This is a genomic window from Candidatus Roseilinea sp. NK_OTU-006, from assembly GCF_012931985.1.
GTDB lineage: Bacteria > Chloroflexota > Anaerolineae > J036 > Brachytrichaceae > JAAFGM01.
Genome location: NZ_JAAFGM010000019.1, coordinates 25339 through 50271, shown reverse-complemented (window position 1 = coordinate 50271; position 24933 = coordinate 25339). Strand labels below are relative to the sequence as shown.

Here is a 24933-nt window from a genome sequence, read left to right as displayed (position 1 = left end):
CCATCCTTTCGCAGAGCTGCGTCAAGCAGCCACTGCGCTCTTTGCCGGCGCAAAGCGATGCGCGTCGCGCCGCAGCCCTTCCACGCCCACGCCGCGCAGCAGTCGCACACCTCCGATCATGAACACTGCCTCGACCCCGAAGATGGCTGCATAGCCGACCGGCGCAGACATCAGGCCGGTTTCGACCAGCGCCGCGCGCAACACACCGCCGACGATGAATGAGGCGCCCAGGCCGAGCGCCTGCGCGATGCTCCACAAGCCAAGGTAAGCACCCGTCTGACCCTCCACGGTCATATCACTCATCACGGTGACCGCCGCGAAGGTGAACACGCCGACCGTGAAGCCGACCACGGCAAACGCGAGGTGGGCCAGCGTCACCTGCGCCGTGAGTGATGCAACGGCAAGCATGATGAAGCCTAGCGTGGCTGACCAACCGCCGAACGTCGCAATGCGCTTCTTGTCGTCCATAGGCAACGCCTCGGTGCGCGCCTTCGCACCCCGCGCCCGCGCGCCCAGCGCTGCAGTCATCCCCATGCCAACGGTGACCATGCCGTTGAAGATTTGCTGGAAGACGGTGGACTCGCCGACGGAGAGTCGGAACACGTCGCCGGCCCAGACCTCTTGCATCAGGTCCTGCGTGAAGATGCCGAGGAAGGTGAAGACGATGAAGACGAAGAACACGCGTGCGGTTCGGTTGGTGCGCGTCAGCAGCAGCGAGCTGCGGATCGAGTTCATCGTGTTGGCGATTGGGTCTGCCGACCCACGACGCAGTTGGGCTATCTCCTGCGGCGACAGCCGGCGCTCTAGCTTCCACACGCTGGCGATGGCCAGCGCGGTAACGACCAATGGCGTGAGCGCATACAACACTTGCATCCGCGCCGGTGCATAGTCTGGCATCAGCACGCGAAACACCAGCGCCCACACGACGATGATGGCCGTTTGGCCGGTCCATGCGGCGGCGAACACACCGCTGCGCTCGTCTTCGCGCGTGCACTCGGCGATCAAGTCGAGATAGGTGTTGGCCATCAGCGCGATCATCGCGCCGAAGACGAAGAACAAAACGAAACCGGCCATGAGTGCGATGGGCGAACCGGCGGCCATGGTGCCGACTACGGCCGGTAGAAAGGGAAAGACCAAGCTTCCGGCGACCATGCCGATCACCAGATAGGGCGAGCGCCGATAACCCAAGATGGGGTAGCGGTCGGTGATGCGCCGGAACATCGGCTGGAATGGGCCGAAGAACGGATATAGCCCTATCATCACGCCGATCAGCAACGCCGAGATGCCCAGCTCGTAGATCGTCACTCGATTGAAGTTGATCGTCACCAGAGCGAACATCCAGGCGATGCCCAGCTTGGAGAGGGTGAATTGCAGTTTGGTCTTCATCGCGCATCAGCTCCTATCGCACGCGCTTAAGCGCATAGGTCACGGTCAACACAAAGCGCCACGTCACGTCTTCCTCGGCTTGTAGGTCATCGAACGTCTCGCGCACCCAGGGTTCGAGCATGGCCAGCCCAGACCGGAGCAGGTCATCGTCCAGCGACCAGGTCTCGTTGTGCATGCGTTGGCGCATGCGATGCAAAATGCGTGCAGGGGTAAGGCACTCCGTCCATTCGGCGGCGAGGATCTCCGCTTCGATCTGGCCGCCCATGCGGGCTAAGGTCTGGAAGAGCGCCGGGCCGGCTGCCGTCGTCGGGCGCATCTCCGACCGGAGCGTGGTGACAACTTCGCGCCACTTCGCGCGAATCCGGCCGGCGCAGGATTGCGGATCGAGCCAATCGCGTCCCTGGATCAAGACGCCGTCGGGGCGCATGACGCGCACTGCCTCAACTAAGACGGCTTCCCACTGCGGCACCAGGTGCAGCAGATTGTTGATCATCACGGCGTCGAAGCTCTCATCGCAGAAGGGCACGTGCACAGCATTGGCCTGGATCGAAGGCAACTCAACCGCCTGAAGGCCGGCCTCACGTGGGCCGGCGCGCAACATGGCCAGTTCTAAGTCGAGCGCGACCACGCGACAGCCGGCCAGCGCTGCCGGAATACCCAGCCGCCCTGCGCCGGCGCCCAAGTCGAGCAACATCTTGCCGCGCGCGTAGCGCGCAATCGCGCTGCCGACCTGCAAGGCTGCATGCGGCGGCAATGCGTTGAGCGCGTTGTAACGCGAGGCGATCTCACGATAGGACATGGAGCAGTATGGGGTCATGTCAGCGCCTTTGCAATCTGCTCCGCCCGCGCGTTGGGCAAATACACGTATCGCCCGCCCAGCCACTCGGCCAGCTTCGGCGCTTCGCCGCGCGAGAGGTAGTTGGCCTGCGTGTCAATCACAATCGCGCGCACGCCATGCGCGCGCAACAGCGCAGCAAGCTGCTGAATCTCCCGTTGCAACCCGGCCTTGTCCGCCGATGCCTGGCTGTCGAGCCCCACGTTCGCTCGCCCATCGGTCATGAGCACCAACGTGACCTGCGCGATGCCGCGCCCGCGCGCCTGCTGCGCCAGCTCCCAGGCCGTCAGCAAAGCCGAGGCGAGGGGCGTGCCGCCGCCGGTGGGCAGCACGTCTAGCTCGCGCTTGGCGCGCTCTACGCTTTGCGAAGGCTGCAGCAGCACCTGCGCGCGCCCGCCGCGAAAGGCGATCAAGGCCACCTGATCGCGATGCACGTATGCATCCTGCAGCAAGCGAATCGCTGCGCCCTTCGCCTCGCGCATGCGGTTGATCGCCATCGAGCCGCTGGCGTCCACAGCGAAGATGTAGAGCATGCCCGCCTTGTCGCGGAAGCGCTTGATGCGGATATCTTCTTTGCGAATGGCGAGCTGAGCGCTGCTGCGTGTCCCAGCCCGTCGCACCGCCTGCCAGGGGGCAGCCGCCACGAGCGTCTGTAGCAATGCGATGCGATTGCCGTGCGGATCGCCTTCCACTGCGCGCACAAAGCGCCCTCGCCGGTTGTTCAATGCTGCGCCTCGGCTGCCGCTGCGCCCACGCTGCTGCATCGCAAACGGCAAATTCAGCACGTCCTTGGGGAGTTCAGCCTCCGCTGCGCTCAGCAACAACGCTTCGAGCTGCTCGGATTGCACCTGAGGCGCCCCGTTCGGCTCATCCCGTTCGCTTCGGCCTGGTTCCTCTGGCGCGCGGGGTTGCTCATCCTGGGCTTGGTAGCTTTCATTCGCCTCCGGCAGGCGCGTGGCGCGCGGCAGCAGCACCAGCCGGACGGCCAGCCGCAAGTCGTCGTCGTCCACGCGATCGCGTCCATCCAATGCGGCCTTGGCGAGCGCGGCCTGCGCGGCGAACACGTCGGCGCGGTTGCCCTCTACGCCCAGGCTCAACGCCGCTTGAATCAGCGCCTGAACCTGCTCATCGTGAACGCGCACGTGCGGCAGGCGCGCGCGCGCATCGGCGATCATCGCGCGCAGCATGTGCGTCTCGTCGTCCGCGGCCTCATTGCGGAGACGCGAAGACGCGGAAGGAAGCGCTCCCGCCTCGGCTTCACCCTTCCGCAGTTGATTGCGGCGCACGACCTCGGCGCGCAGGCGAGCGTCGGTCTGCGGCGCAAAGGGCACAATCAACCCGATGCGATCGAGGAGGCCGCGCGGCACCTCGCCGTCGCTCGGATCGTAAGCGCCGACCAGCACGAAGCGCGCCGGATGAGCGGCGCTCAAGCCCTCCCGTTCCACGCGCACGACCCCGCTGGCCAGCGCCTCCATCAGATGGGCGACGATGCTCCTATCCAGCAGATTCAACCCGTCGGCGTAGAGCACGCCGCCATGCGCGCGCGCCAGCAACCCGCGCTCGATCGCGCGCGCGCCGGTCGCCAGCGTCGCTTCCAGATCGAGGCCGCCGAGCAGGCGATCTTCGGTGACGTTCACCGGCAGCTCGACGAAGGGCGCGCCCTCCGGCAACAACGCCGCAAAGGCGCGCGCCAGCGTGGACTTACCGCTGCCGACCGTCGCTGCGATCGCGACACCGGCCAGGGCGGGATTGACCGCCAGCAGCAACAGCGCCTGCTTCGCCGCCTCCAACCCAACGATGTCCGTAAACGCGAGTGACATTCGTGTTTGGGTGCGTTTTGGCGCGTCTCATGCCTGTGCCTGCAGTTCCATGAGCGCGCGTTCGATGCGTTCGCCGGCGTCCGTCGTCTCCAGCGGATCGCGGCGCAAGCGATGCCGCAGCGCAGGTACGGCGACGCGCTTCACGTCGTCGCGCGTCACGCGCGGGCGCCCCTCGAAAGCGGCCAGCGCGCACGCGGCGCGCGCCAGCGTGAGTTCGCCGCGGTGGCCGTCCACGCCCAGGCGCATGCACAGTTCGGCGGCAACCATCAGCGCATCGTCCGGCATCTCCACCTCGGCGAGGCGCTTCTGCGCAGCGACGATGCGCCGCCGCAGCGCGCGTTGCTGGGGCTGCCAAGCGGCGATGAAAGCACGGGGGTCGGCGTCAAAGGCGCGTCGGCGGCGCACGATCTCCATGCGCTGCGCGACATCGGTGATGGTGACGATGCGCGCGTGCAGGCCGAAGCGGTCGAGCAACTGCGGCCGCAGCTCGCCCTCCTCGGGATTGCCGGAACCCACCAGCACGAAGCGGGCCGGGTGGCGCACGCTGATGCCCTCACGCTCGACCACATTCCAGCCGCTGGCCGCCACGTCGAGCAGCACATCCACGAGGTGATCGTCGAGCAGGTTGACTTCATCAATGTAGAGGAAGCCGTGGTTGGCCCGCGCCAGCAGCCCCGGCTCGAAGCGCTTCACCCCCTGCGTCAGCGCCGCCTCGATGTCAATCGTGCCGCAGACGCGATCCTCGGTCGCGCCCAGCGGCAGGTCAACGACGGGAACGGGGATGCGCTCCGTTCTGAGCCTCGAGTCGCGGGGTTGACGCGGGGTGGGAGATGCGCCGTTGCGTTCGGCTGCGCTCTCGATGGGCAGCGCATCGCGTGCAACTTCCTCCGGTGTGCGGTTGAACGGGTCACCCTTGACGCGCGTGATCATCGGCAGCACGTCGGCCAGGGCGCGCACGGCAGTGCTCTTGCCGGTGCCGCGATGCCCCATGATCATCACGCCGCCGATGCGCGGGTCAATCACGTTCAACAGCAGGCACAACTTCATCTCCTCCTGGCCGACAATGGCGGTGAAGGGATAGTGCACCGCCGACGACGCGGAGGCAGCGCCGCTGTGGTCGGCGCGGAGCGCACGAGCCGGCTCAGCCGCAATCTGCGCGCTCATCTCCCGCTGCTGGCCGTCGCCAGCGCCCGCGCACGCTTCTGGCGGGCCGACTGCGCGCCGCGCCGGGCGAACTGGACGAAGTTGACGACGTAGGTGGCCAGGGCGACACACATCACCAGCATCTGGGTGCGGTGATCGGCGCCGGCGAACAGGGCGACGAGGTAGGCCGTATTGCCGGCCAACGACAGCAGGTTGCCGGCGTCCTCCCAGAAGAACTCCTTCGCCATGAACATCCGGCCGAATACCTCATCCTCCCAGGCCATGCCGGTGACGGTCATGAAATACAGCATCAGCACCTTGGCGACGTTCGCCACGGTAGTAACTTCGTAGCCCTGGCCGGTGGTCAGGAAGCGGATCACCAGGGTCAGGCTGGCGAGGAAGGTGAGAAACTGAACCAATGCGCCAACGGCCTGCACCGGCGTCCAGAACGACCGGTTGCGGCGCTCAAGCTGTTCGGGGGTGTAGTTCATCGCGAAACCTGTTGCGCGTCATGGGCCGGTCAGGCCGCCCGAGTCATCGGCTCCAAACAGACCCGACCCCAGCGACCCAACCGGCCCGACGCGAATTTCACGCCGCCTCCATCGTCATGACCATCTGCTCGCGGGTGAGCTTGCGGAACTGTTCCACATTCACCCGCGCCATCAGGTTCATGGCCACAAAGCACATGGCGATGGCGACGATGAAGATGAAGCCATAGGATGCGGCATAGTTGCCGGTGGCCTGAATGCCGATGTCGCGCATCGCACCGCCGGCGAATTGGGCGAAGCCGTTGGAGAGCGCCTGCGCCATGCCCCAGGCGCCCATCAGCGAGCCGGTCTCGCCGGGCACCGTCATGTCCATCATCATCGAGAGCGCGCCGACGTTGAACACGCCCATCCCGACGCCCAGGATGGCGATGCCGGCATACATCGCCGGCAACAGGTGCGCCATGGCCGAGGCGAACAGCAGCGCGAAGCCGATGCCGGACACAACCAGGCCCCAGTCGGCGATGCGACGCTTGGGGATGGGCCACTTACTGGCCACGATGCCCATCACCAGCATGGCGATGATCGTGCCCATGCCCATGATCGGCTGGAACTGGGCCGTCTGGCGCGGCGCGAGCTTGAATACGTCGGCCCCGAACGGTTCGAGGATGCTATCTTGCACGAACAGCGCGAAGATCGCGATGACGATGAAGAAGAAGAACACGCGCGCCTGCGGGTTGGTGAAGATGCGGGCATACGCCTCGCCCATCCGCAACGGCGGGCGCTGTTCGGCTGCGGCTACTTCCTCCGGCGACAGCCGTCGCTCCAGCCCGATCAACGAAAGCAAACCGATCAACGAGACGACCGGCCCGGCCAGGAAGAACTTCGGCATCATCTGCACGGCCACCTGGCTGCGGATCGCGGCGCAGGCGTCGGTGGCGCAGCCGGGCGGCGCGCCCGCCTGGGTGTCGGCGATTTGCAGGATGATCGAGCTGGCGATGCCGGTGATCACGATGAACACGATCTGGAATAGCCAGACGGTGGCGACCACGGCCGGGCGATTCTTCTTGCCCTCGGTCATCTCGGCGATCAGCGTGTTGTGCGCGTCGCCGTTGGCCGCAAAGCCAAAGCCGAAGCCCAACAAGCTCAGCAACATGAACAGCAGATAGATCGTCTCGCCCGCCGCATAGCGCGTGGCAAAAAGCGGCAGCGGCACCAGCGAGATCGCCGAGAACATCAGCCCGGCGAACATCACCGGCGTGCGGCGCAGCCCGAAGAAGGCGCGGCGGTCGGCGTAGCGGCCGGCCGACACCTGAAAGACGTTCATCAGGCGATAGGCGAAGTACAGGCTGCCGATCACAGCAGCGGCGATCCCCAACTCGTTGATCATCACGCGGTTGAACACGCTGAGCAGCATGGTGAACAGATAAGCCACGCCGAGCTTGGGCAGCGTCAAACGCGCGATGGCCAACATGGGCAGCCGATCCGCTGAACTCGTCGCTCGGCTGCGCATCGCTTTGAACGGTCGAACGAGCGATGATGACATTTGATTAACCTCCCTGAAACTTGAAATCAAAAAAAGCGAGGGCTCGATGCGTCGGATCATGCATCGAACCCCCACCTTTTAGGCACGAGTAATTGGACATCGGGCAGGGCGGCGCACCACAAGACAGATGTGCGCGGCGGATGAACTCAAGTAGCTCGCGCAGCGCCCATGTGCGACGCGCCTCGCGCAAAAAACAGATGAACAGCCCGTCCGGCACTTGCAGCGCAAGTGCAACCGGCCCTCCTGTCTGACCGGACGGGCCAATCCATATGAGCGCCAGAAGCGCGCCGAGGCCGAGCGCCACGTGCAAGCTGTACGTCGGATCGCGCCAGGCACCCCACAACGCCACCAGGCCGAATGTGATCACCGCAAAGTGCGCCACGAACAGGCGGTCGGCGTAGGCTGTGCGGGATAGATGCCTAGTGAGGCATTCCGTATTCCAGACCACCCAGTGCAGGTGGCGAGCCCAGTGCGCCATCGCACCTTAAAGTATGCTTAAGGCTCCGCGATACACAATCAGGTATATGTCATGTTTTTGATGTGACATTCATCGGCTGAACGAAGTTACCACAACAAGTTCACAATCTCTATGCAAATCAGTCGCGGAGTGTATGTCTACGGATTACACAAGGTTTGAGCTGTTAAGAGGGTCAAGTGCGTGATAGGCCTGTACGAAAGACGCGCAGATTTCCGCATAGCGGGCGACGTTTGTCACATCAGGCTCAACCACCTTGACGGCGCGCGTCTTCGCTTTCGCGATACGCCAGTCGGCGTAAACCCCGACGCCGACGCCGCCAGCCACCGCCGCCCCCCACGAGGTGGCCTCGGCCAGCAACTCTGGAATCTCTAGCGGCGTCCCCAACACATCGGCCAGGATGCGCTGCCAGACGACGTTGCGCGCGCCGCCGCCGATCAACCGCAAGCTGCGCAGCGGCCGGTGAGCGCTCAGCGCATCCAGAATCAATTTAAGGTTGAAGGCCACGCCCTCCAGCACGGCGCGGTGCATCTCCGCCGGGCCGTGGCTCATCGTCAGGCCGACGAACGCGGCCCGCGCCTTCGGGTTCCACCACGGACTGCGCTCGCCGATCAGATAGGGCAGGAAGATCAACCCGCGACAGCCCGGCTCGACGCGCGCCATCGCCTCATCCGAGATTTCGCCCATCGCCCGCACCAACCACTCGCGCGCGCCGCCGGCCGCTTGCATCGTGCCCATCGGGATGTAACGCCCTGGGAGCAAGTGATAAAAAGTGAAGGTGCGCCGTTCCGGATCGAGCCACGGCCGCGGCGACGTGTAGGCAATCCACGACGAGGTGCCCAGCACGCAGTAAGCGTCGCCTTCCTCCACCGATCCCGCGCCCACCGTTGCACAAGCGCCGTCGCCGCCGCCGATCACCACCGGCGTGCCGGGCGCCAGGCCGGTCTCCTCCGCTGCCGCGCGCGTCACCTGGCCGACCACGGCGCTGGATGGCGCAAGCGCCGGCAAGCACTCCGCATCAAGTTCGAGCGCATCCAGAAAATCGGCGCGCCACCTCTGCGCTTCCAGGTCGAACAAGTTGCTGCCCGAAGCATCGGAATAGTCGGTCACCGTGACATCGGTCAGGCGCATGACGATGTAATCTTTAGCCATCACGAAGCGCCGCGCGCGGGCAAACACCTCCGGCTGATGTCGCTTGATCCAAAGCATCTTGGCAGCAGTGTAAGCCGGGCTGATGCGATGGCCGGTGCGGCGATAGACTTCCTCCTCGCCACAACGCTCGGCGATCAGCGCAGCCTCCGCCGTGGCGCGCTGATCGGCCCAGATGATGGCCGGACGGAGCGGGCGACGCGCACCATCCAGCGCGATCACGCCCATCATCTGCCCGCTGAAGGTCACCGCGGCGATGTCGCGCGGGGCGACGCCGGTCTGCATCAGCAGCGCGCGTGTAGCAGCGCACACGGCGCGCCACCAATCGTCGGGGTCCTGCTCGGCCCAGCCAGGCTGAGGATAGCTCACCGGGTAACCCTCGCTATGGCCGGCCAGCAACGCCCCCGTCTCGTCGAACAAGCTCGCTTTGTTAGCCGATGTGCCTAAGTCGTGCGCCAGGATGTAAGCCATAACAGCAGATTATCACAACCGCCATGGCTGCGCAAAAGCAGTTGACAAGTTGCTGAGAACGATTACACTACCTCAGTGATAACGATTTCACCCTGCTCCCATGAAGGATAAGGCCACGATTAAGGATGTTGCCCAGCACGCCGGCGTTTCGACGGCGACGGTCTCTCGTGTGCTGTCCAACAGCGGGCCGGTCAGCGCCGAACTACGCGGGCGCGTGGAACAGGCGATCCAGGCCCTGGGCTACCGGCCCAGCCGAATGGCGCGCAGCTTTCGCGCCCAGCGCAGCAAATTCATCGGTTTGATCATCTCCGACGTCGAGAACCCTTTCTACACCAGCCTGGTGCGCGCCGTGGAGGACGTGGCCTACGCTCATGACTACAGCTTGCTGCTGTGCAATTCGGACGAAGACCCCGACAAGGAGCGCGCCTATATCCAGTTCATGGCCGACGAGCGCGTCGCCGGGGTGATCGGCTCGCCGGCCTCAGAGGCCGAGACCTCCTTCGCTGCCCTCCTCGATGCCGGCATTCCGGTGGTGTCGGTGGATCGCCGCTCGACGTGCACACCGGTGGATACGGTGCTGCTGGACCACGTGACTGCAGCGCGTGACCTGGCCCGGCACCTGATTGCACACGGTCACCAACGCATCGGCGCCATCCTGCCCAACACCAGCATCACGTCCGGCCGCGAGCGGCTGGCGGGCTTCCTACAGGCGATGGAGGAAGTCGGCCTCACACCCGACCCGGCCTTGATTCACGAGAGCAAGGGCATCGAGGCATTTGGTGCGCAGGCCACACACGCGCTGCTCGATTTGCCCGACCGGCCCACGGCTATTTTCACCGGCAACAACCTGATCACGTTGGGCGCGTTGAAGGCGATCCAGGAGCGCCGCCTGCGCATCCCGGACGACATCGCCGTGGCCGGCCTAGACGAAATGCCGTGGATGTCGCTGCTGGCACCGGGCATCACTGTCGCCGCCCAGCCAATCCACGAGATGGGCCGACTGGCGATGCACATGCTGCTTGAGCGCATCGCCGGCGACCGCCAGCCGCTACGCGAAGTGAAGCTGGCGCCGCGGCTGGTCATCCGTAGTTCGGTTGCGACGCCCGCATTCGTCTGAGGCTGCGCCGCCGGATTGCGCACAAAAGGAGGTGAGGCCACGATCTGAGCAAACGTTCTCCGCAACCCGATCTTCTCGGTTTAGTTCGCATGTGCGCTCGCGCAAACGCACGCGATTCACTTCGTAAAAAAATTTTTTTACAGAGGAGGATGAAACCATGAACCTGAAGCAGTTTGCAAGCCTGGCAGCGCTGGGTGCCCTCGTCCTGGCCGCCTGCGCTGCGCCGCCGGCTGCGCCTGCCCAACCGGCGCAGCCCGCTCAACCGTCTGAGCAGAAGCCCGCCGAACCGGCCAAGAAGTTCGCCGGCATCACCGTCAACGCCATCACGTTCTCCGGCCCGCAGATCGCCGAGCCGATGCAACGACGCGGCAAGGAGTTCAGCGAGATGACCGGCGCCACGATCAACGTCGTCACCGTGCCGTTCGCCGACCTGTATCAGAAGATCCTCAACGACTTCGCGACCGGCACGAATAGCTACGACGTCGTCGTGTTCGCACCGCAGTGGATGGTGGACTACATCGAGCCGGGCTACCTGGAGGACCTGACCGACCGGGTGAAGGCCGACGCTGACCTCCAGTGGGAGGACATCGGCTTGTTCTTCCGCGACTTCTCGGCCACCTACAACGGCCGCATCTACACCATCCCGCTGGACGGCGACTTCCAGATGGTGTACTACCGCACCGACATCGCTAAGGAACTCGGCCTGCAGCCGCCAAAGACCTGGGACGACTACATCGCCTTCGCCAAAGCGGTCAGCGAGAAGAAGCTCACCACCGACGACGGCAAGCCGGTCTACGGCTCGTGCATCGCCAAGAAGAAAGCCGCCCAGTCGTACTGGATGATCACCTCCATCGCCTCGGCGTTCATCCAGAGCCAGGGCACCGGCCAGGGCGCGTTCTTCGACCTGGAGACCTTCAAGCCGCTCTACAACAACGAAGCCTTCGCCCGCGCGCTGGAGATCTACAAGGAGACCACGCAATACGGCCCGCCCGATGAGATCAACCTCGACGTAGGCGACACCCGCAGTTTGTGGACGGCTGGTCAGTGCGCGCTAACCATTGACTGGGGCGACATCGGCACGCTGGCCATCGAGGAGGGCAGCAAGGCCAAGGACAAGACCGGCGCGGTGATCCTGCCGGGCAGCAAGCAAGTGCTCGACCGCAAGACCGGCAAGCTGGTGGATTGCACGCCGGAGCTGTGCCCGCACGCGATTGACGGGGTGAACCATGCGCCGTTCGCTGCGTTCGGCGGCTGGTCGGGCGCCATCAACAAGGCCAGCAAGCCGGAGGTGAAAGACGCCGCGTTCGCCTATCTCTCGTACATGAACCAGCCCGCGCAGAGCAACGTGGACGTGACCATCGGCAAGACCGGTTTTAACCCCTATCGGGTCTCTCAGTTCAAGAACCTCGATAACTGGATCAAGGCCGGCATGAGCGAACAGGCCGCCAAGGACTACCTCGGCGCCATCGAGGCCAGCCTGAACAGCCCGAACATGGTGCTCGACCTGCGCATCCCGCAAAACCAGTACTACCAAGGCATCGTGTTGGACGGCGCGATCGCCAAGTTCCTGGCCGGCGAGCAGGACATCGCCGCCACGATGAAAGAGATCGAGGACGGCTGGGAACAGAAGACGGAGGAGCTGGGTCGCGATAAGCAGCTCGCCGCCTACAAGGCGACGCTCGGCGTGCAGAAGTAAGCAGCCCCAATCGGCAGATTGGAGCGCACGGGGAATTGGGCAAGCGTCGCGCTTGCCCAATTCCCAACCCTTGTTTCAAAATCCGCTATGGCCACGCTCACCTCGACGGCGAACCCACCGACGACGCGCGCGCGTGCGTCGCGCAGCGAGCGGCTTGCCCCAGCCGCGTTTTTGCTGCCCGCCGTGCTGGTGGTGCTGTTCGTCTCAATCTTTCCCCTCCTCCTGTCGTTGTTCCTTTCGCTGTCGCGGCTGCGCTTCGAGGCCGGCGGCCTGAAGGTGCAGTTCGTCGGCCTGGACAACTATCGCAAGCTGCTGTTCGGCAGCGAGCAAAAGGTGCTGTTTGGGACGATCGCGACGCCCTCGCTGGTCGGCTGGGTCGTGCTGGGAGCCGTGGCCTTCCTGATGCTGGCGGCGGTGTATCGCGCCATCCGCGATGCGCGGTCGGGTCGCGCCGTCGTCGGCCGGGCGCTGGCGGGGATGATGCTGATCGGGCTGACGTATCTGGTCGTTGCATCGCTGCTGGCGCCAGAGGGACGGCCGGGCACGATGGTGGTGACCATGCTCTACGTGATCGTCGGCATCACGCTCCAGTATCTGATTGGGCTGGGGCTGGCGCTGTTGTGCGCACAGCAACTGCCAGGGCGCCGATTCTTCCGCGTGGTGTTCTTGCTGCCGATGATGATCACGCCGGTGGGCGTGGGCTACTTGTTCCGCATGTTGGCCGACACCAACAAAGGGCCGTTGGAACCCCTGTGGGTGGCGCTGGGCATGCAAGACTTCGCCTGGTCGAACAACGCCTGGGGCGCGCGGATCGCTGTGATGATCGGCGACATCTGGCAGTGGACGCCGTTCATGTTCATCGTGCTGCTGGCAGCTATCGAAGGACAAGAGGTCGAGCCGGTCGAGGCGGCCATCGTGGACGGGGCAAGCCACTGGGACATCTTCCGGCACATCACCCTGCCGGCCATCCTGCCGGTGAGCACCACGCTGATCCTGATCCGCATGATCGAGGCGTTCAAGATCATTGACCTGCCTAACATCCTGACCAACGGCGGACCGGGCACGGCGACCGAGACGATGACGCTCTATGCCTACCGCATCTGGCGCGCGCTGGACATCGGCGGCTCGGCGGCCATCGCCTACCTGTTGCTCTTCCTGGTGACGTTCTTCGCCACGCTCTACGTGCGCGCGTTGCGCGGGCGCGTGTCAACCGTGCGATGAAATCGTTCTTCCACAGCGCCTCCCCTTTCAAGCCCTCGCCGTTCAGGATGCTGGTCTCTTATCTCATCCTCGGCGCGTGGGCGCTCATCATCCTCTTTCCGCTCTACTGGCTGACGATCACCGCGTTCAAGCTGCCGGCGGCGGTGAACAACGGGCCGTTCTACTTGCCGTTCGTGGACTTTCAGCCTTCGCTGCACGCCTGGGAGTACGTGCTGGGCGAGGTGGGCAACGACACCATTCGACTATTTACAAACACGGTCGGCGTCTCGCTCATCAGCGCGACGCTGACGCTCGTCATCGGTTCAGGCGCGGCGTATGCGCTCACCCGCTTTCAGTTTCGGCCCAAGGTCGGCACGGTGCTCGTCTTCCTCGGCTGCGTCTTGCTCGCGGCCATCCTCACGGCGCTGGGCGCGCCTTGGGGGCTGGCCGTCGCCGTGGCCATCGCGCTGTTCATCATCAGCCTGGTGACGATCGCCCGGCGCTTCACGCGCACGCTGGGCAACAACGACATCGCCTTCTGGCTGATCTCTCAGCGCATCATGCCGCCGGTGGCCGTCGTCATCCCGATCTATATCATCTTCCAGCAACTGCGCCTGCTGGATACGTGGCCGGCGCTGATCATCACCTACGTCGCCACCAACCTGCCGATCGTGGTGTGGCTGATGCGCGACTACTTCGCCAGCATCCCCTACGAGCTGGAGGAGAGCGCGCAGATTGACGGCGCGTCGCGCTTCCGCATCTTCAGCCAGATCGTGCTGCCGCTGTCGGTGCCCGGTCTGGTGGCCACCTTCCTCTTCGTGCTGGTGTTTTGCTGGAACGAATACCTGCTGGCGCTGTTCCTGACCAACGCCCGCGCGCAGACCATGCCGCTGGCGGTGGTAGCACAGAACGCCACGCGCGGCCCACAGTGGTGGTACATGTCGGTGCTGGTGCTGATCATGATCGTGCCGGTGATCGCCATGGCCATCGCCCTGGAACGCTACATCGCGCGCGGCCTGCTGGTGGGCGCAATAAAAGGCTAAAACGGACGTCTCGCGCGTCAGGTTAAGCCACGCCAGCAAACAGGTCGGGCCGATCCGCCGGCCCGGCGTCGGGCGCGTTGACGATCTCGACGATCTTGTTCTTCGCCTCGGGCTGCAACAGCGCCTGCACCATGACTTCGGCCACATCGTCGCGCGAGATCATGCCGAAGCCGTGTAGTGTCCGCGCGATGGCCACGCCGCCCCCACCCGGCTCGTCGGTCAACCCACCCGGCCGCACGATGGTGAACGGCACACCGCTGCCCTCCAGGGCCAGTTCGCCGCGCCGCTTCTGGCGCAGGATCGGCGCCAGCGGCGGGATCAGTTCGGGAATTTCCACGCCCATCGAGGAGCACAACACGAAGTGACGCACGCCGGCTTCCTGAGCCAGTTGAGCCAGCTCGGCGATCGTCGTGTATTCGATTAGCTCGATGTGCGCCGCGTCAGTTGTCCCTTTGCTGCCCAGCGCGCTCACCACATAGGTTACGCCATCGAGCGCACGGCGCACGTCCTCTTCCCGGGTCACATCACCGACGAACACCTCGACGCCCTCACCTTCGACCCGATCGCGCGCGGCGGCGTTACGAATCATGGCGCGCACGCGGAAACCATGCCGACGCAGCGCCTTGACCACGCGCTGGCCGGTGCGCCCCGACGCGCCCACCACTAATACCAACTCGTTTGCCATACTGCGCGGATGCTAAAGCCCACAGGCAGGTTGTGTCAAGCCGATCGCGGTCTGCCGCCAAGATGGGCAAAGGCAGTGCCTCGCCCGTGGGATCGGTTCCTGCGCGCAACCGGCGCACAGACGCCGCGCGGCAGCGTGCCGACGGGCCGGAAGCCGCCCGGCCAAATCCACGAGATGGGCCAACGGGCGAGCAAATGCTGCTCGCGCGCACCGCCGGCGTTCGCCTGAGTCCGAGCGCGTCTAAGTGGCCAACCACGCCACCACCTTGTCGGCCAGCCGGTCGAAGGCGCGCACAGCCAGTTCGAGGTGATCGTCCCGCGTGTCCTCGTCCTTGTTGTGCGAGAGGCCGCGCAAGCTTTGCACGAACAGCATGACCGTGGGCACGCCGGCCCAGGCCATCTCGATCGCGTCGTGGCCGGGGCCGCTCGGCATGCGGTGCGAGGCGCCGGCGACCTCGCGAATGGCCTCATCGCACAGGTCCACCAGACGCGGGTGAAAGCGCTGCGGCGGCGACTGGTAGATCGTGCGCCAGGTCACAGCCACGCCTTCCTCATCGGCGATGCGCGTGCTTGCTGCGCGCGCCTCATCCACCATCGCCTGCAACCGAGCAGTGTCAATATGGCGCATGTCCAGGGTAATGGCACATTCGCCAGCGACAGCGGTTGGGACGCCGGGCGTGTTGCGCACGCGGCCGTTGGTGCCCACGCCGCCGTAGCGCTTGGCAATTTCGCGCACTTCTAGCGCGAAGCGCGCCGCAACCAGAAAGGCATCGTGGCGCAGGTGCATGGGGAAGCCGCCGGCATGTGCCGCCACGCCGCTGAAGACAAGTTGATGTCGCTCGATGCCGTAGCAGCCGATCACCGCGCCAAGCGGCAAGCCCAGCGACTCCAACACCGGCCCCTGCTCGATGTGCATTTCAAGATACGCGCCGGCGTTAGCGATTTGCCGGTGGGCTTGTTCGGCGGTGGCAATGTCCACGCCGAAGGCGCGCACGGCGTCGGGCAGCCGCACGCCATCGGCGTCGGCCAGCCGGCTGACCCACTCTAGGTTCAGCCGCCCGGCGACGGCGCTGGAGCCGAACAGGCTGCGGCCGAAGCGCGCGCCTTCCTCGTCGGCCCAGTCCACCAACCGCACGGTGACCGGCGGCGTGCTCCGGCCGGCGATGCGCCGGAGGACTTCCAGGCCGGCCAGCACGCCCAGGCAGCCGTCCAGCCAGCCACCGTTCGGCACGCTGTCCAAGTGGCTGCCGATGATCAGCGCGCGGGGCGATGCGCCGGGCAAAGTGGCCCACAGGTTGCCGGCCTCATCCTGCTCGACGGCGACGGGTAGCTCGGCCAGCTTGCCGCGGTACCAGTCGCGCGCCCTGGCCCAGGTGGGCGTCCAGGCAACGCGCTGCGCGCCGTTCGCGTCCGAGGTCAGCGCCGCCAGCTCGCGCAGCTCGGCAAGGACGCGCTTCGGGTTGAGGGCAGAGGTAGACATGGCGCGGCAACTCTGCGCCCGCGTCACCGCAGGCGCTCTCCCGGTGACGATCGAGCAACGCTACTACACGGACATAGCCGCTTGCGCCAGCGCGTCCATCAGCGGCAGAGCGCATTGCATACGTCTGGCACATGCGCTGAGCTTCTCTGGCACAGAGAATGTCGTATAGGTGACTTGCGAGTCTTCAACCTCCAACCAGCCGAGCACTGCCCTGCGCACATCAAATGGGTAGTCGGTGGGATTATCACAAGCGAAGCGCGCAAAAAAGTCCATTGCAGCGCGGCGTAGTTCGGACGACAAGGATGCGCCGGCCTCGGTGGGTTGCGGGCTGGTCACGCGCACACTAGCGTCAAAGTCTGGGTCGCCAGCGCGCACCACCGGCCACAGGCTCGCCAGCGGGGGCACATCCTCCTGAAGCCCCGTGGGCTCAAAGGTCAGCCTCACCGGCGCCGGAGCCGGAAGCTCAAACGCAAGCGTATAGAACGGCGTGCGCAGATAGAAGCGCGAGTCGTTTTGCTGAAGGTAATAGCCACGTTGCCAGACGGTGGCGGTATAACCACGGATCGAGCCGCGCAGGATAGGGCGCTGCGTGCGGAGCGCGACTCCCCTAGCCGGTTCGTCCACATCCTCCCAGGCGGCATCCTGCACGGGTGACAACCCCAGCATCTCCGCCATGTGTTGATTTTCTGCGGCGTTGCGCCGCCATAACCAAAGCAAACTGCCGGCGCTCCCCAGCAAAAATATCAACCAGCCAGCGCCCTTCATAAATCGCCTGCGTTCCATGCGTGATTGGAGCATGATTATATCAGTGCTTTTCGTCGCGGATTTAACAGGTCACGACAAACTATACCGGCCCCGCGCCAACGATGCAAGTCGTCTAAGGAATCGAAAACCCAACGCGCTTTTTGCTCTTTCATTCACTGTGTTCACGACGAGTAAGGATGTGCTCGCACGGGTTATTTGGGCGCAAGACGGCTAGGAGGTTATCTGCCATCAAACCGTGTGTGATGCATGATGATAGGCAACAGGCGGCTTTCGAAAGCCGACATTAAACAAAAACTGTGCAAACCCTCATCTGATTTTCACACAAACCAATTAAACATACTGGTCAGTTTGATTGAATGTCCCAGGAATTGCTCATCGGTGCAAACAGGCGCCGACCGGGTAGGCGTCCCCTCGTGCTGGGCAACGCGGAGGACACCCGGCGCGCCATCTTCCAACACGCAATGCGCCTGATCAACGAGCGCGGTTACGAGGCGGTTTCTATGAGCGACATTGCGCACGCGGCCGGGCTGACTAAAGCGACGCTGTATTACCACTTTCCCAGCAAGGCCGACCTGCTCACCTCGGGCGCGCTCGACCTGCTGCGCCGCGTGCAGCGCGACATCGAGCGCGTCGTCAACGACCGGTCGCTCAGCGTGCGCCAGCGCCTGGAGCGCTTGGCGATCGAACGACAAAGCCGGCCGCTGGCCGCAGCCTACAACGCTGCCATGATGGACGCTGCCATGCGCCAGTTGAGCGAAGACCAGCAAGCGCAGTTGCGCGAAGCGTTCGCGCGGCTCCACGCGCCGCTGCTTCACCTGGTGAAAGAGGGCATCGCTACGGGCGAGCTGCGCGCTGTAGACCCGGAGGTCATCGCCTTGGCCTTTCGTCGGCTGTTCACCGAGTGGAGTAGCCCACCTTGTGACGAGGACCGAACGACGTTGACCCGCGCGCTGCTCGAGACGTTCTTCCATGGCGTCGCCGGCGCGCAGCGGGCTTAGCGAGCTTAGATTACAGAGGACACGAGAGGAGAGCTTAAATGTTCAACAGAGGAGTAAATCTTTCGCGATCAAATAACGGCGTTGGACGCGGTGCGTTGATATTCATCTTCGTCACCGTTTTCATTGACCTGCTAGGGGTGGGCATCCTCATCCCTATCACCCCGTTCATCGTGCGGCAGTTCAACACCGATGCGCTGACCGTAGCTATGCTCAGCGCCTCGTATTCGCTCTTCCAGTTTGCCGCAGCGCCGTTGCTGGGTTGGCTCAGCGATCGCTACGGCCGGCGGCCGGTGTTGCTGCTCAGCCTGTTCGGCACAGCGATTGGCTACTTTGTCTTTGGCGCAGCCGGCGCGCTCTGGCTGCTGTTCCTGGCCCGCATCATTGACGGCATCACCGGCGGCAACATCTCGATCGCACAGGCGTTCATCGCCGACGTCACGCCGCCGCAGGATCGCTCCAAGGCCTTTGGTCTGATCGGCGCCGCCTTCGGACTGGGCTTCATCATCGGCCCGGCGCTAGGCGGCGCGCTGAGCAACATCAGCCTTTCGGCGCCGGCCTACTTCGCGGGCGCGCTGGCCCTGGCCAACGTCGCGTTGGGTTACTTCATCCTGCCCGAATCATTGCCTCTGGAGCAACGCATACGCGAACCTTTTACATGGGCGAAGGTGAACCCCGCCAGCGCGTTGTGGGATGCGCTCAAGCGCCCTAATCTCACGGCGCTGCTGTTTGCCCTGTTCGGCTTCAACTTTGCTTTCTCCGGCTTGCAAAACAACTTTTCTCTGTTCACGCTGGAGCGATTCGACTGGGGGCCCAATCAGAATGCGATCCTGTTTAGCTTCGTCGGGGTGGTCGGGGTGATCATGCAGGCCGCCATCGTCCGGCGCCTGGTACCGCGTTTTGGCGATCGCCGGCTGGCCGTCTTCGGCATGGGCTTACAGGCCGTTACCTATGCGCTGATCGCCTTCATCCCGCAAGCCTGGATGCTCTTCCCGGTGCTCGGCGCGCTGAGCGTCGGCAACAGCCTGACCACGCCGACATTGACCAGCATGGTGTCGAATCAGGTATCGCATCAGGAGCAAGGCAGCATCTTGGGGGTGACGCAATCGCTCAACGCGCTCACCCGCGTGTTTGGGCCATTGTGGGCCGGCCTCGTCTTCGACACGATCGGCATCGGCGCCCCTTACTGGACCGGCGCGATCTTCATCGCAATTGCGTTGGCGCTGGTCATCGGCAGCAAGCCAGCGACGCCGATTGTGCAAGGCGCGCCGGCGCGGTCCGCCGTTGGCATACAAGTGGCCGGGAAGTAGCCACAAAGCGCAGTCCCGCTGGTGCGCTGGCGGGACTGCGCCTGCTTTCCGCGCGCGCCCCGGCCAAAATGAGCCTCTCGGTGTGGATGGGACGGCGAAATGGTTGATAATCTGCGCTGGAGGCGCAATGTCCCATCCTCCCCTCGGCAACTTACACCCTTCTATCTCGGCCATCGCCGAGCACCATCCGCCGGCGCTGTCTTTCCTCAACCCACAGTTCACCGACTTGCATGCTTGGCGCAAGACGGCGCGCGCCAAGGCATTGGAGCTGTTGCGCTATGCGCCGCCGCCTGTCCGGCAAGATCCTCAGGTGATCGAAGTCGTGGACAAGGGCGACTACGTGCGCGAAAAGGTGTCCTTCGCCAGCACGCCCTGGACGCGCATACCGGCCTATGTGCTAATCCCCAAAGGGCTGGGCGCGCCTGCGCCCGGCATTGTCGCCTTGCATGATCACGGCGGCTACTATGTGCACGGCAAAGAGAAGCTGGTGGAGACCGAGCGGGAGTCGCCGCACCTGATCGCCTATCGCCGGAGCGGTTACGGCGGGCGCGCGTTCGCCGACGCGCTGGCCCGGCGTGGCTACGTCGTGATCGTCAGCGATGCGTTCTACTGGGGCGAACGTCGGCTGGATTTGCAACAGACGCCGCCGGAGCTGGTGAAAGAGATGCAGCGCCGCGCGCAATTCAAAACCGGCGTGGCCGGCGTCAACGAAACTTACAGCTTGCTGGAAGAGCTGGTGATGCGGCACATCGTCGCCGCCGGCGCAACCTGGATGGGCATCCTTGTCCACGACGACCGCGCCAGCGTAGACTATCTGTGCTCACGCCCAGAGGTGGACGGCGAGCGCATCGGCTGCGTCGGCCTCTCGATGGGCGCCATGCGCGCAAATTGGCTATTCGGCACCGACCCGCGCATCAGGGTTGCCGTCTCGGTCGGCTGGATGACCGACTGGCGCGAGCTGCTGCCGGAGCACATCGCGCGGCACTCCTGGGCGCAATACGTGCCCGGCTTGACCGGTTGGCTGGAGCTGAGCGATGTGGCTGCGATGGGCATGCCCGGCGCGCTGATGGTGCAACAGTGCGCCCAAGACGCGCTCTTTCCACCGATCGGCATGCAGCGCACGTGCGACCGGCTTGCGGCGCTCTACGCCAAGGCCGGCCTGAGCGAGCGTTTCGCCTACCGCTTCTACGACGCGCCGCACCAGTTCAACGTCGAGATGCAAGAGGAGGCGTTCGCCTGGCTGGATCGCTGGCTCAAGTGACTATCGGGGACGCGCGATCGCGGATTGGCGATTGACCCCCGATCCCCGACACCCCCCGCCGAGGATTCTGAATCCCATGACCCGCACATAGGCCGAGGGCGACGTGTGGGACTTGCCGTTCGGCAACGGCCCCGTGCCCCACTTGCACGTTCCTCGCCGGCGACGCCCCCGGCCACTTCGTCTGCATGCTGCGCAATATCAATTGGGGTGAGGACTGCGCACCGCTAATAGCGCTCCAATCACCCTCTGACGTTGCATTAACACCGGTCGCTATAATCCGTTGACTGTAACGCGGCACATATTGTCATCGTCCCCATGCGCGCTCGAGCGGCCGACGACAGCGCCGGAGCGATATGCGCGCAAGCGGGGATGTGCTGCTTGAGAGGGATGGTTTGGTTTGATAGAGTGGCGTTTGGAAGGTTGGATCACCGGTCATCGATCCTCGGCTGTCAAACGGCTCCGATCCCTGACCCTGGTCCCATACGAGATCGAACATGATGAGATTTGACCGATTCACCGAGCGTGCGCAGGACGCTGCTGCGCGCGCCTACGAAGTGCTGAGCCGTTACGGCCACAGCCAGATAGATACCGAACATCTGCTGTTGGCGCTGCTCGAACAGCCCGAGGGCGTCGTGTCGCAAATTCTGGAGGCGCTGGGCGTGGATGTGAACGTGATGATCGGCAAAGTGGATGAGGAGCTGCGCAAGTCGCCCAAGGCCACGATCTACGGCGGCGCCACAGCGCAAATCTTCATCACGCCGCGCGTCAAACGCATCCTGGACGTGGCCAACGAGGAGGCCAACCGCTTCAAGGATGAGTACATCAGCACCGAGCACCTCTTCCTGGCCATCAGCACCGAGCGCAACACGCCGGCCGAGCGCATCCTGCGCGAGATGGGCGTCACCCGCGACAAGATCAGCGACGCCATCAAGGACTTGCGCCGGGGTCAGCGGGTGACCGACCCCAAGGCGGAGAGCAAATATCGCACCCTGGAGAAGTACTCGCGCGACCTGACCCAGATGGCTAAGGAAGGCAAGCTAGACCCTGTGGTCGGGCGCGACGAGGAGATCCTGCGTGTGATCCAGGTGCTCTGTCGGCGCACCAAGAACAACCCGGTGTTGATCGGCGAGGCGGGGGTGGGCAAGACGGCCATCGTTGAGGGCCTGGCGCAGAAGATCGTCAGCGGCGATGTGCCGGAGATCCTGCTGGGGAAGCGCGTGGTGGCGCTCGACCTAGCTGCGATGGTGGCCGGCTCGCGCTTCCGCGGCGATTTCGAGGAGCGCCTGAAGGCCGCCATGGAAGAGGTGGTGCGCAGCGAGGGCGAGATCATCCTGTTCATTGACGAGCTGCACAACGTGGTGGGCGCCGGCAACGGCGCCGGCGCGATGGACGCCAGCAACATGCTCAAGCCGGCCCTCGCCCGCGGCGAACTGCAGGCTATCGGCGCGACGACGCTGGACGAATACCGCCGCTACATTGAGAAGGACAGCGCGCTGGAGCGCCGCTTCGCGCCGGTGTTCGTGGACGAGCCGAGCGTGGACGAAGCGATCGAGATGCTGCGTGTGCTGCGCGACCGCTACGAAGCGCATCACAAAGTCAGCATCTCCGACGCCGCCATCGTCGCCGCGGCCAAGCTGTCGGCGCGCTACGTCACCGACCGCAAACTGCCCGACAAGGCCATTGACCTGATTGACGAAGCCGCAGCCAAGCTACGCGTGGCGCTGTTCACCCTGCCGCCCGATCTGAAGGCCAAGAGCAAGGAGTTGGAACGGTTGCGCGCCGAGGAGGAAGCCGCCGCTGCGGCCCAGGACTACCAGAAGGCCGCCGAGTTGAAGACGCACCGTCTGCGCCTACAGCAGGAGTTTGACCAGCAGCGCGAGAAATGGGCGACCGAGAAGAACCTGGACGAGGTGGTGGACGAAGACGACATCGCCGGCGTGGTTGCCCAATGGACCGGCATCCCGGTCAACCAGATGATGGAGGCCGAGAGCGAGAAGTTGCTGAAGATGGAAGAGCGGCTGCACGAGCGCATCGTCGGCCAAGACGAAGCCATCCGGGCCATCAGCGACGCCATCCGACGCGCGCGCAGCGGCCTGAAGGATCCCAACCGGCCGATCGGCTCGTTCATCTTCCTCGGCTCGTCGGGCGTGGGCAAGACCGAGCTGGCCAAGGCGCTGGCCTGGTTCCTGTTCGACGACGAGAACGCGCTGGTGCGCGTGGACATGAGCGAATACCGCGAAGGGCACACCGTCAGCCGGCTGTTCGGCGCGCCGCCCGGCTATGTCGGCTATGAAGAGGGCGGCCAGCTCACCGAGCGCATCCGCCGGCGGCCGTATCAGGTGGTGCTGTTCGACGAGATCGAGAAGGCCCACCCGGACGTGTGGAACGCCCTGCTGCAGATTCTGGACGACGGCCGGCTGACCGACGGCCAGGGGCGCGTGGTCTACTTCAACAACACCGTCATCATCATGACCAGCAACCTGGGCACGGAATACGTGCGCAAGGGCGGCACGCTGGGCTTCATCAAGCCGACCAGCGCGGATGAGATGAAGATGGTCGGCGACCACAAGAAGATCGAGGATGCGCTCAAGCGCACCTTCCGGCCGGAGTTCCTCAACCGCGTGGACGAGATCATCGTCTTCTCGCCGCTGTCGCTGGAAGACGTAGAGAAGATCGTCGAGCTGCAACTGCGCGAAGTGCGCGAGCGGCTGATGGAGCGCGGCATCCAGATCGAGCTGAAGGAGGGCGCCCGCAAGTGGCTGGCGCGCCAGGGCTACGACCCCAACTTCGGCGCGCGACCGCTGCGCCGCGCCATGCAGAAGTACGTCGAGGGGCCGCTGAGCGTACAGTTGCTGCAGGGCAAGTTCAAAGCCGGCGATTGCATCGTCGTGGACGTCAAGGCCGGCGGCGACGGTTTGGAGTTCGTGCGCGACGGTTGCTCGGACGAGCCGACTCACGAGGAACGGACGCCTGAGCTGGTCTCCGGCAGCGGACCCGTGGGCGAACCACACCAAGCGCCTGCGCAGTAATCGGACGACCGCGCCCCGACGCATGTGCGATCCAACTTCCGAAACCGCAAGGATTTCGGAAGTTTCTTTTCCATTTCTGGTAACATCCCCCGCGGAGGCTTTTCCCTTCCATGTTCAAGCAGATCTCAGATGTGAAGCAGGGGTTGTTGGAGCAGCAGTACATCGCATCGGACGAAATTGCAACGGTGGTCTTCCTGGCCGAGCAGATGGGCAAGCCGATCCTGGCCGAAGGGCCGGCTGGCGTGGGCAAGACCGAACTGGCCAAAGCTTGGGCTGCCGCCAGCGGGCGCGAGCTGATCCGCCTGCAGTGCTACGAGGGCCTGGACGAAGCTAAGGCGCTCTACGAGTGGGAGTACTCCAAGCAGATGCTCTACACCCAGTTGTTGCGCGATAAGCTGAGCCAAATCATGGGAGAAGCCACCACGCTCGCCGAAGCTGCCGACGCGCTGGGCAAAGAGGAGAACGTTTTCTTCTCTCGGCGCTTCCTGTTACCCCGCCCGTTGTTGCGCGCGCTGATGAACGACCAGCCGGTAGTGCTGCTGATTGACGAAATTGACCGCGCCGACGCCGAGTTCGAGGCCTTTCTGTTGGAGATCCTCAGCGACTTCCAGGTGAGCGTGCCGGAGCTGGGCACGATCAAAGCCAATCACCAGCCGATGGTCGTGCTCACCAGCAACAACACGCGCGAATTGAGCGAAGCGCTCAAGCGTCGTGCGTTGTATCTATTCGTAGATTACCCCTCGTTCGAATCGGAGCTGAGGATCGTGCAGATGCGCGCGCCGAACCTCGCGCCGCACGTAGCCCGGCAGTGCGTGGAGATCGTCCAGCGCCTGCGCGGCCTGGATTTGAAGAAAGCGCCCAGCGTCGCCGAGACGGTGGACTGGGCCAAAGCGCTCGTCGCCATCAACGCCAAGCACCTCGACGAGAAGACGCTGAACGACACGCTGACGGTCATCTTGAAGCACGAGAGCGACATTCAACGCGCCCGGCGCGCCCTCAGCGGCGGCAAGCGCGGCCAGGATTTCGGAGTCAGGTAGTCTGCC

At 64.5% G+C, this 24933-nt stretch carries 20 protein-coding genes; 9 read left to right on the top strand and 11 right to left on the bottom strand.

All coding sequences use genetic code 11. The annotated features are described in order from the left end of the window. Positions 1–21 precede the first annotated feature (21 nt). The 8 genes from GXH28_RS10520 to xylB form a co-directional block, all read right to left on the bottom strand. Positions 22–1386, bottom strand: coding sequence for a BCD family MFS transporter (locus GXH28_RS10520; protein WP_169238982.1), 1365 nt, complete (start codon positions 1384–1386; stop codon positions 22–24). Positions 1387–1399: 13 nt separating this feature from the next. Then, on the bottom strand, positions 1400–2203 hold the full coding sequence (locus GXH28_RS10515; RefSeq protein ID WP_206156801.1) for a class I SAM-dependent methyltransferase: 804 nt from the start codon (positions 2201–2203) through the stop codon (positions 1400–1402). Further along, the gene (bchD, locus tag GXH28_RS10510; RefSeq protein ID WP_169238980.1) at positions 2200–4041 is read right to left on the bottom strand and encodes a magnesium chelatase ATPase subunit D; all 1842 of its coding nucleotides are present in this window, start codon (positions 4039–4041) and stop codon (positions 2200–2202) included. The genes GXH28_RS10515 and bchD overlap by 4 nt, the downstream gene beginning before the upstream one ends. A gap of 27 nt (positions 4042–4068) precedes the next feature. Beyond that, a complete protein-coding gene (gene bchI, locus GXH28_RS10505) occupies positions 4069–5205 on the bottom strand; it encodes a magnesium chelatase ATPase subunit I (RefSeq protein WP_169238979.1) in 1137 nt (378 codons plus the stop codon). Beyond that, complete coding sequence (gene bchF, locus GXH28_RS10500) at positions 5202–5675, bottom strand: 2-vinyl bacteriochlorophyllide hydratase (protein WP_169238978.1); 474 nt, start codon at positions 5673–5675, stop codon at positions 5202–5204. The genes bchI and bchF overlap by 4 nt, the downstream gene beginning before the upstream one ends. Positions 5676–5772: 97 nt before the next feature. After that, positions 5773–7215, bottom strand: a complete 1443-nt coding sequence (locus GXH28_RS10495; protein WP_169238977.1) for an MFS transporter — start codon at positions 7213–7215, stop codon at positions 5773–5775. 4 nt (positions 7216–7219) lie between these two features. Next, positions 7220–7693, bottom strand: a complete 474-nt coding sequence (locus GXH28_RS10490) for a hypothetical protein (RefSeq protein WP_169238976.1) — start codon at positions 7691–7693, stop codon at positions 7220–7222. A gap of 144 nt (positions 7694–7837) precedes the next feature. Then, on the bottom strand, positions 7838–9310 hold the full coding sequence (gene xylB / locus GXH28_RS10485) for a xylulokinase (RefSeq protein WP_169238975.1): 1473 nt from the start codon (positions 9308–9310) through the stop codon (positions 7838–7840). Between the two features lie 100 nt (positions 9311–9410). Here xylB and GXH28_RS10480 point away from each other — a divergent pair, with 100 nt between their 5' ends. The 4 genes from GXH28_RS10480 to GXH28_RS10465 all read left to right on the top strand — a co-directional run bounded on the left by GXH28_RS10480 (position 9411) and on the right by GXH28_RS10465 (position 14366). Continuing rightward, on the top strand, positions 9411–10427 hold the full coding sequence (locus GXH28_RS10480) for a LacI family DNA-binding transcriptional regulator (protein WP_169238974.1): 1017 nt from the start codon (positions 9411–9413) through the stop codon (positions 10425–10427). Between the two features lie 157 nt (positions 10428–10584). Then, complete coding sequence (locus tag GXH28_RS10475) at positions 10585–12123, top strand: ABC transporter substrate-binding protein (RefSeq protein ID WP_169238973.1); 1539 nt, start codon at positions 10585–10587, stop codon at positions 12121–12123. An 87-nt stretch (positions 12124–12210) separates the two neighbouring features. Beyond that, positions 12211–13344, top strand: coding sequence for a carbohydrate ABC transporter permease (locus tag GXH28_RS10470; protein ID WP_169238972.1), 1134 nt, complete (start codon positions 12211–12213; stop codon positions 13342–13344). Then, a complete protein-coding gene (locus tag GXH28_RS10465; protein WP_240550329.1) occupies positions 13341–14366 on the top strand; it encodes a carbohydrate ABC transporter permease in 1026 nt (341 codons plus the stop codon). The genes GXH28_RS10470 and GXH28_RS10465 overlap by 4 nt, the downstream gene beginning before the upstream one ends. A 22-nt stretch (positions 14367–14388) precedes the next feature. Here the strand turns inward: GXH28_RS10465 and GXH28_RS10460 are convergent, their stop codons facing one another. The 3 genes from GXH28_RS10460 to GXH28_RS10450 form a co-directional block, all read right to left on the bottom strand. Then, a complete protein-coding gene (locus GXH28_RS10460) occupies positions 14389–15051 on the bottom strand; it encodes an SDR family oxidoreductase (protein WP_169238971.1) in 663 nt (220 codons plus the stop codon). 240 nt (positions 15052–15291) lie between these two features. Then, positions 15292–16530: a Zn-dependent hydrolase gene (locus tag GXH28_RS10455; protein WP_169238970.1), complete on the bottom strand. Its 1239-nt coding sequence runs from the start codon at positions 16528–16530 to the stop codon at positions 15292–15294. A 63-nt stretch (positions 16531–16593) separates the two neighbouring features. Then, a complete protein-coding gene (locus tag GXH28_RS10450; protein ID WP_206156799.1) occupies positions 16594–17205 on the bottom strand; it encodes a hypothetical protein in 612 nt (203 codons plus the stop codon). Between the two features lie 503 nt (positions 17206–17708). On the opposite strand from GXH28_RS10450, the gene GXH28_RS10445 reads away from it, so the two are divergent. The 5 genes from GXH28_RS10445 to GXH28_RS10425 all read left to right on the top strand — a co-directional run bounded on the left by GXH28_RS10445 (position 17709) and on the right by GXH28_RS10425 (position 24927). Then, entirely contained in the window at positions 17709–18293 is a 585-nt protein-coding gene (locus GXH28_RS10445; RefSeq protein ID WP_169238968.1) for a TetR family transcriptional regulator, read from the top strand. 95 nt (positions 18294–18388) lie between these two features. Further along, positions 18389–19600, top strand: a complete 1212-nt coding sequence (locus GXH28_RS10440) for an MFS transporter (RefSeq protein WP_240550328.1) — start codon at positions 18389–18391, stop codon at positions 19598–19600. A gap of 127 nt (positions 19601–19727) precedes the next feature. Then, the gene (locus GXH28_RS10435; protein WP_169238966.1) at positions 19728–20861 is read left to right on the top strand and encodes a dienelactone hydrolase family protein; all 1134 of its coding nucleotides are present in this window, start codon (positions 19728–19730) and stop codon (positions 20859–20861) included. Positions 20862–21358: 497 nt separating this feature from the next. Beyond that, complete coding sequence (locus GXH28_RS10430; RefSeq protein WP_169238991.1) at positions 21359–23890, top strand: ATP-dependent Clp protease ATP-binding subunit; 2532 nt, start codon at positions 21359–21361, stop codon at positions 23888–23890. Positions 23891–24000: 110 nt separating this feature from the next. Then, positions 24001–24927 carry an AAA family ATPase gene (locus tag GXH28_RS10425; protein ID WP_169238965.1) on the top strand — a complete coding sequence of 309 codons (927 nt, stop codon included), beginning with the start codon at positions 24001–24003 and terminating at the stop codon, positions 24925–24927. Positions 24928–24933: the final 6 nt, after the last annotated feature.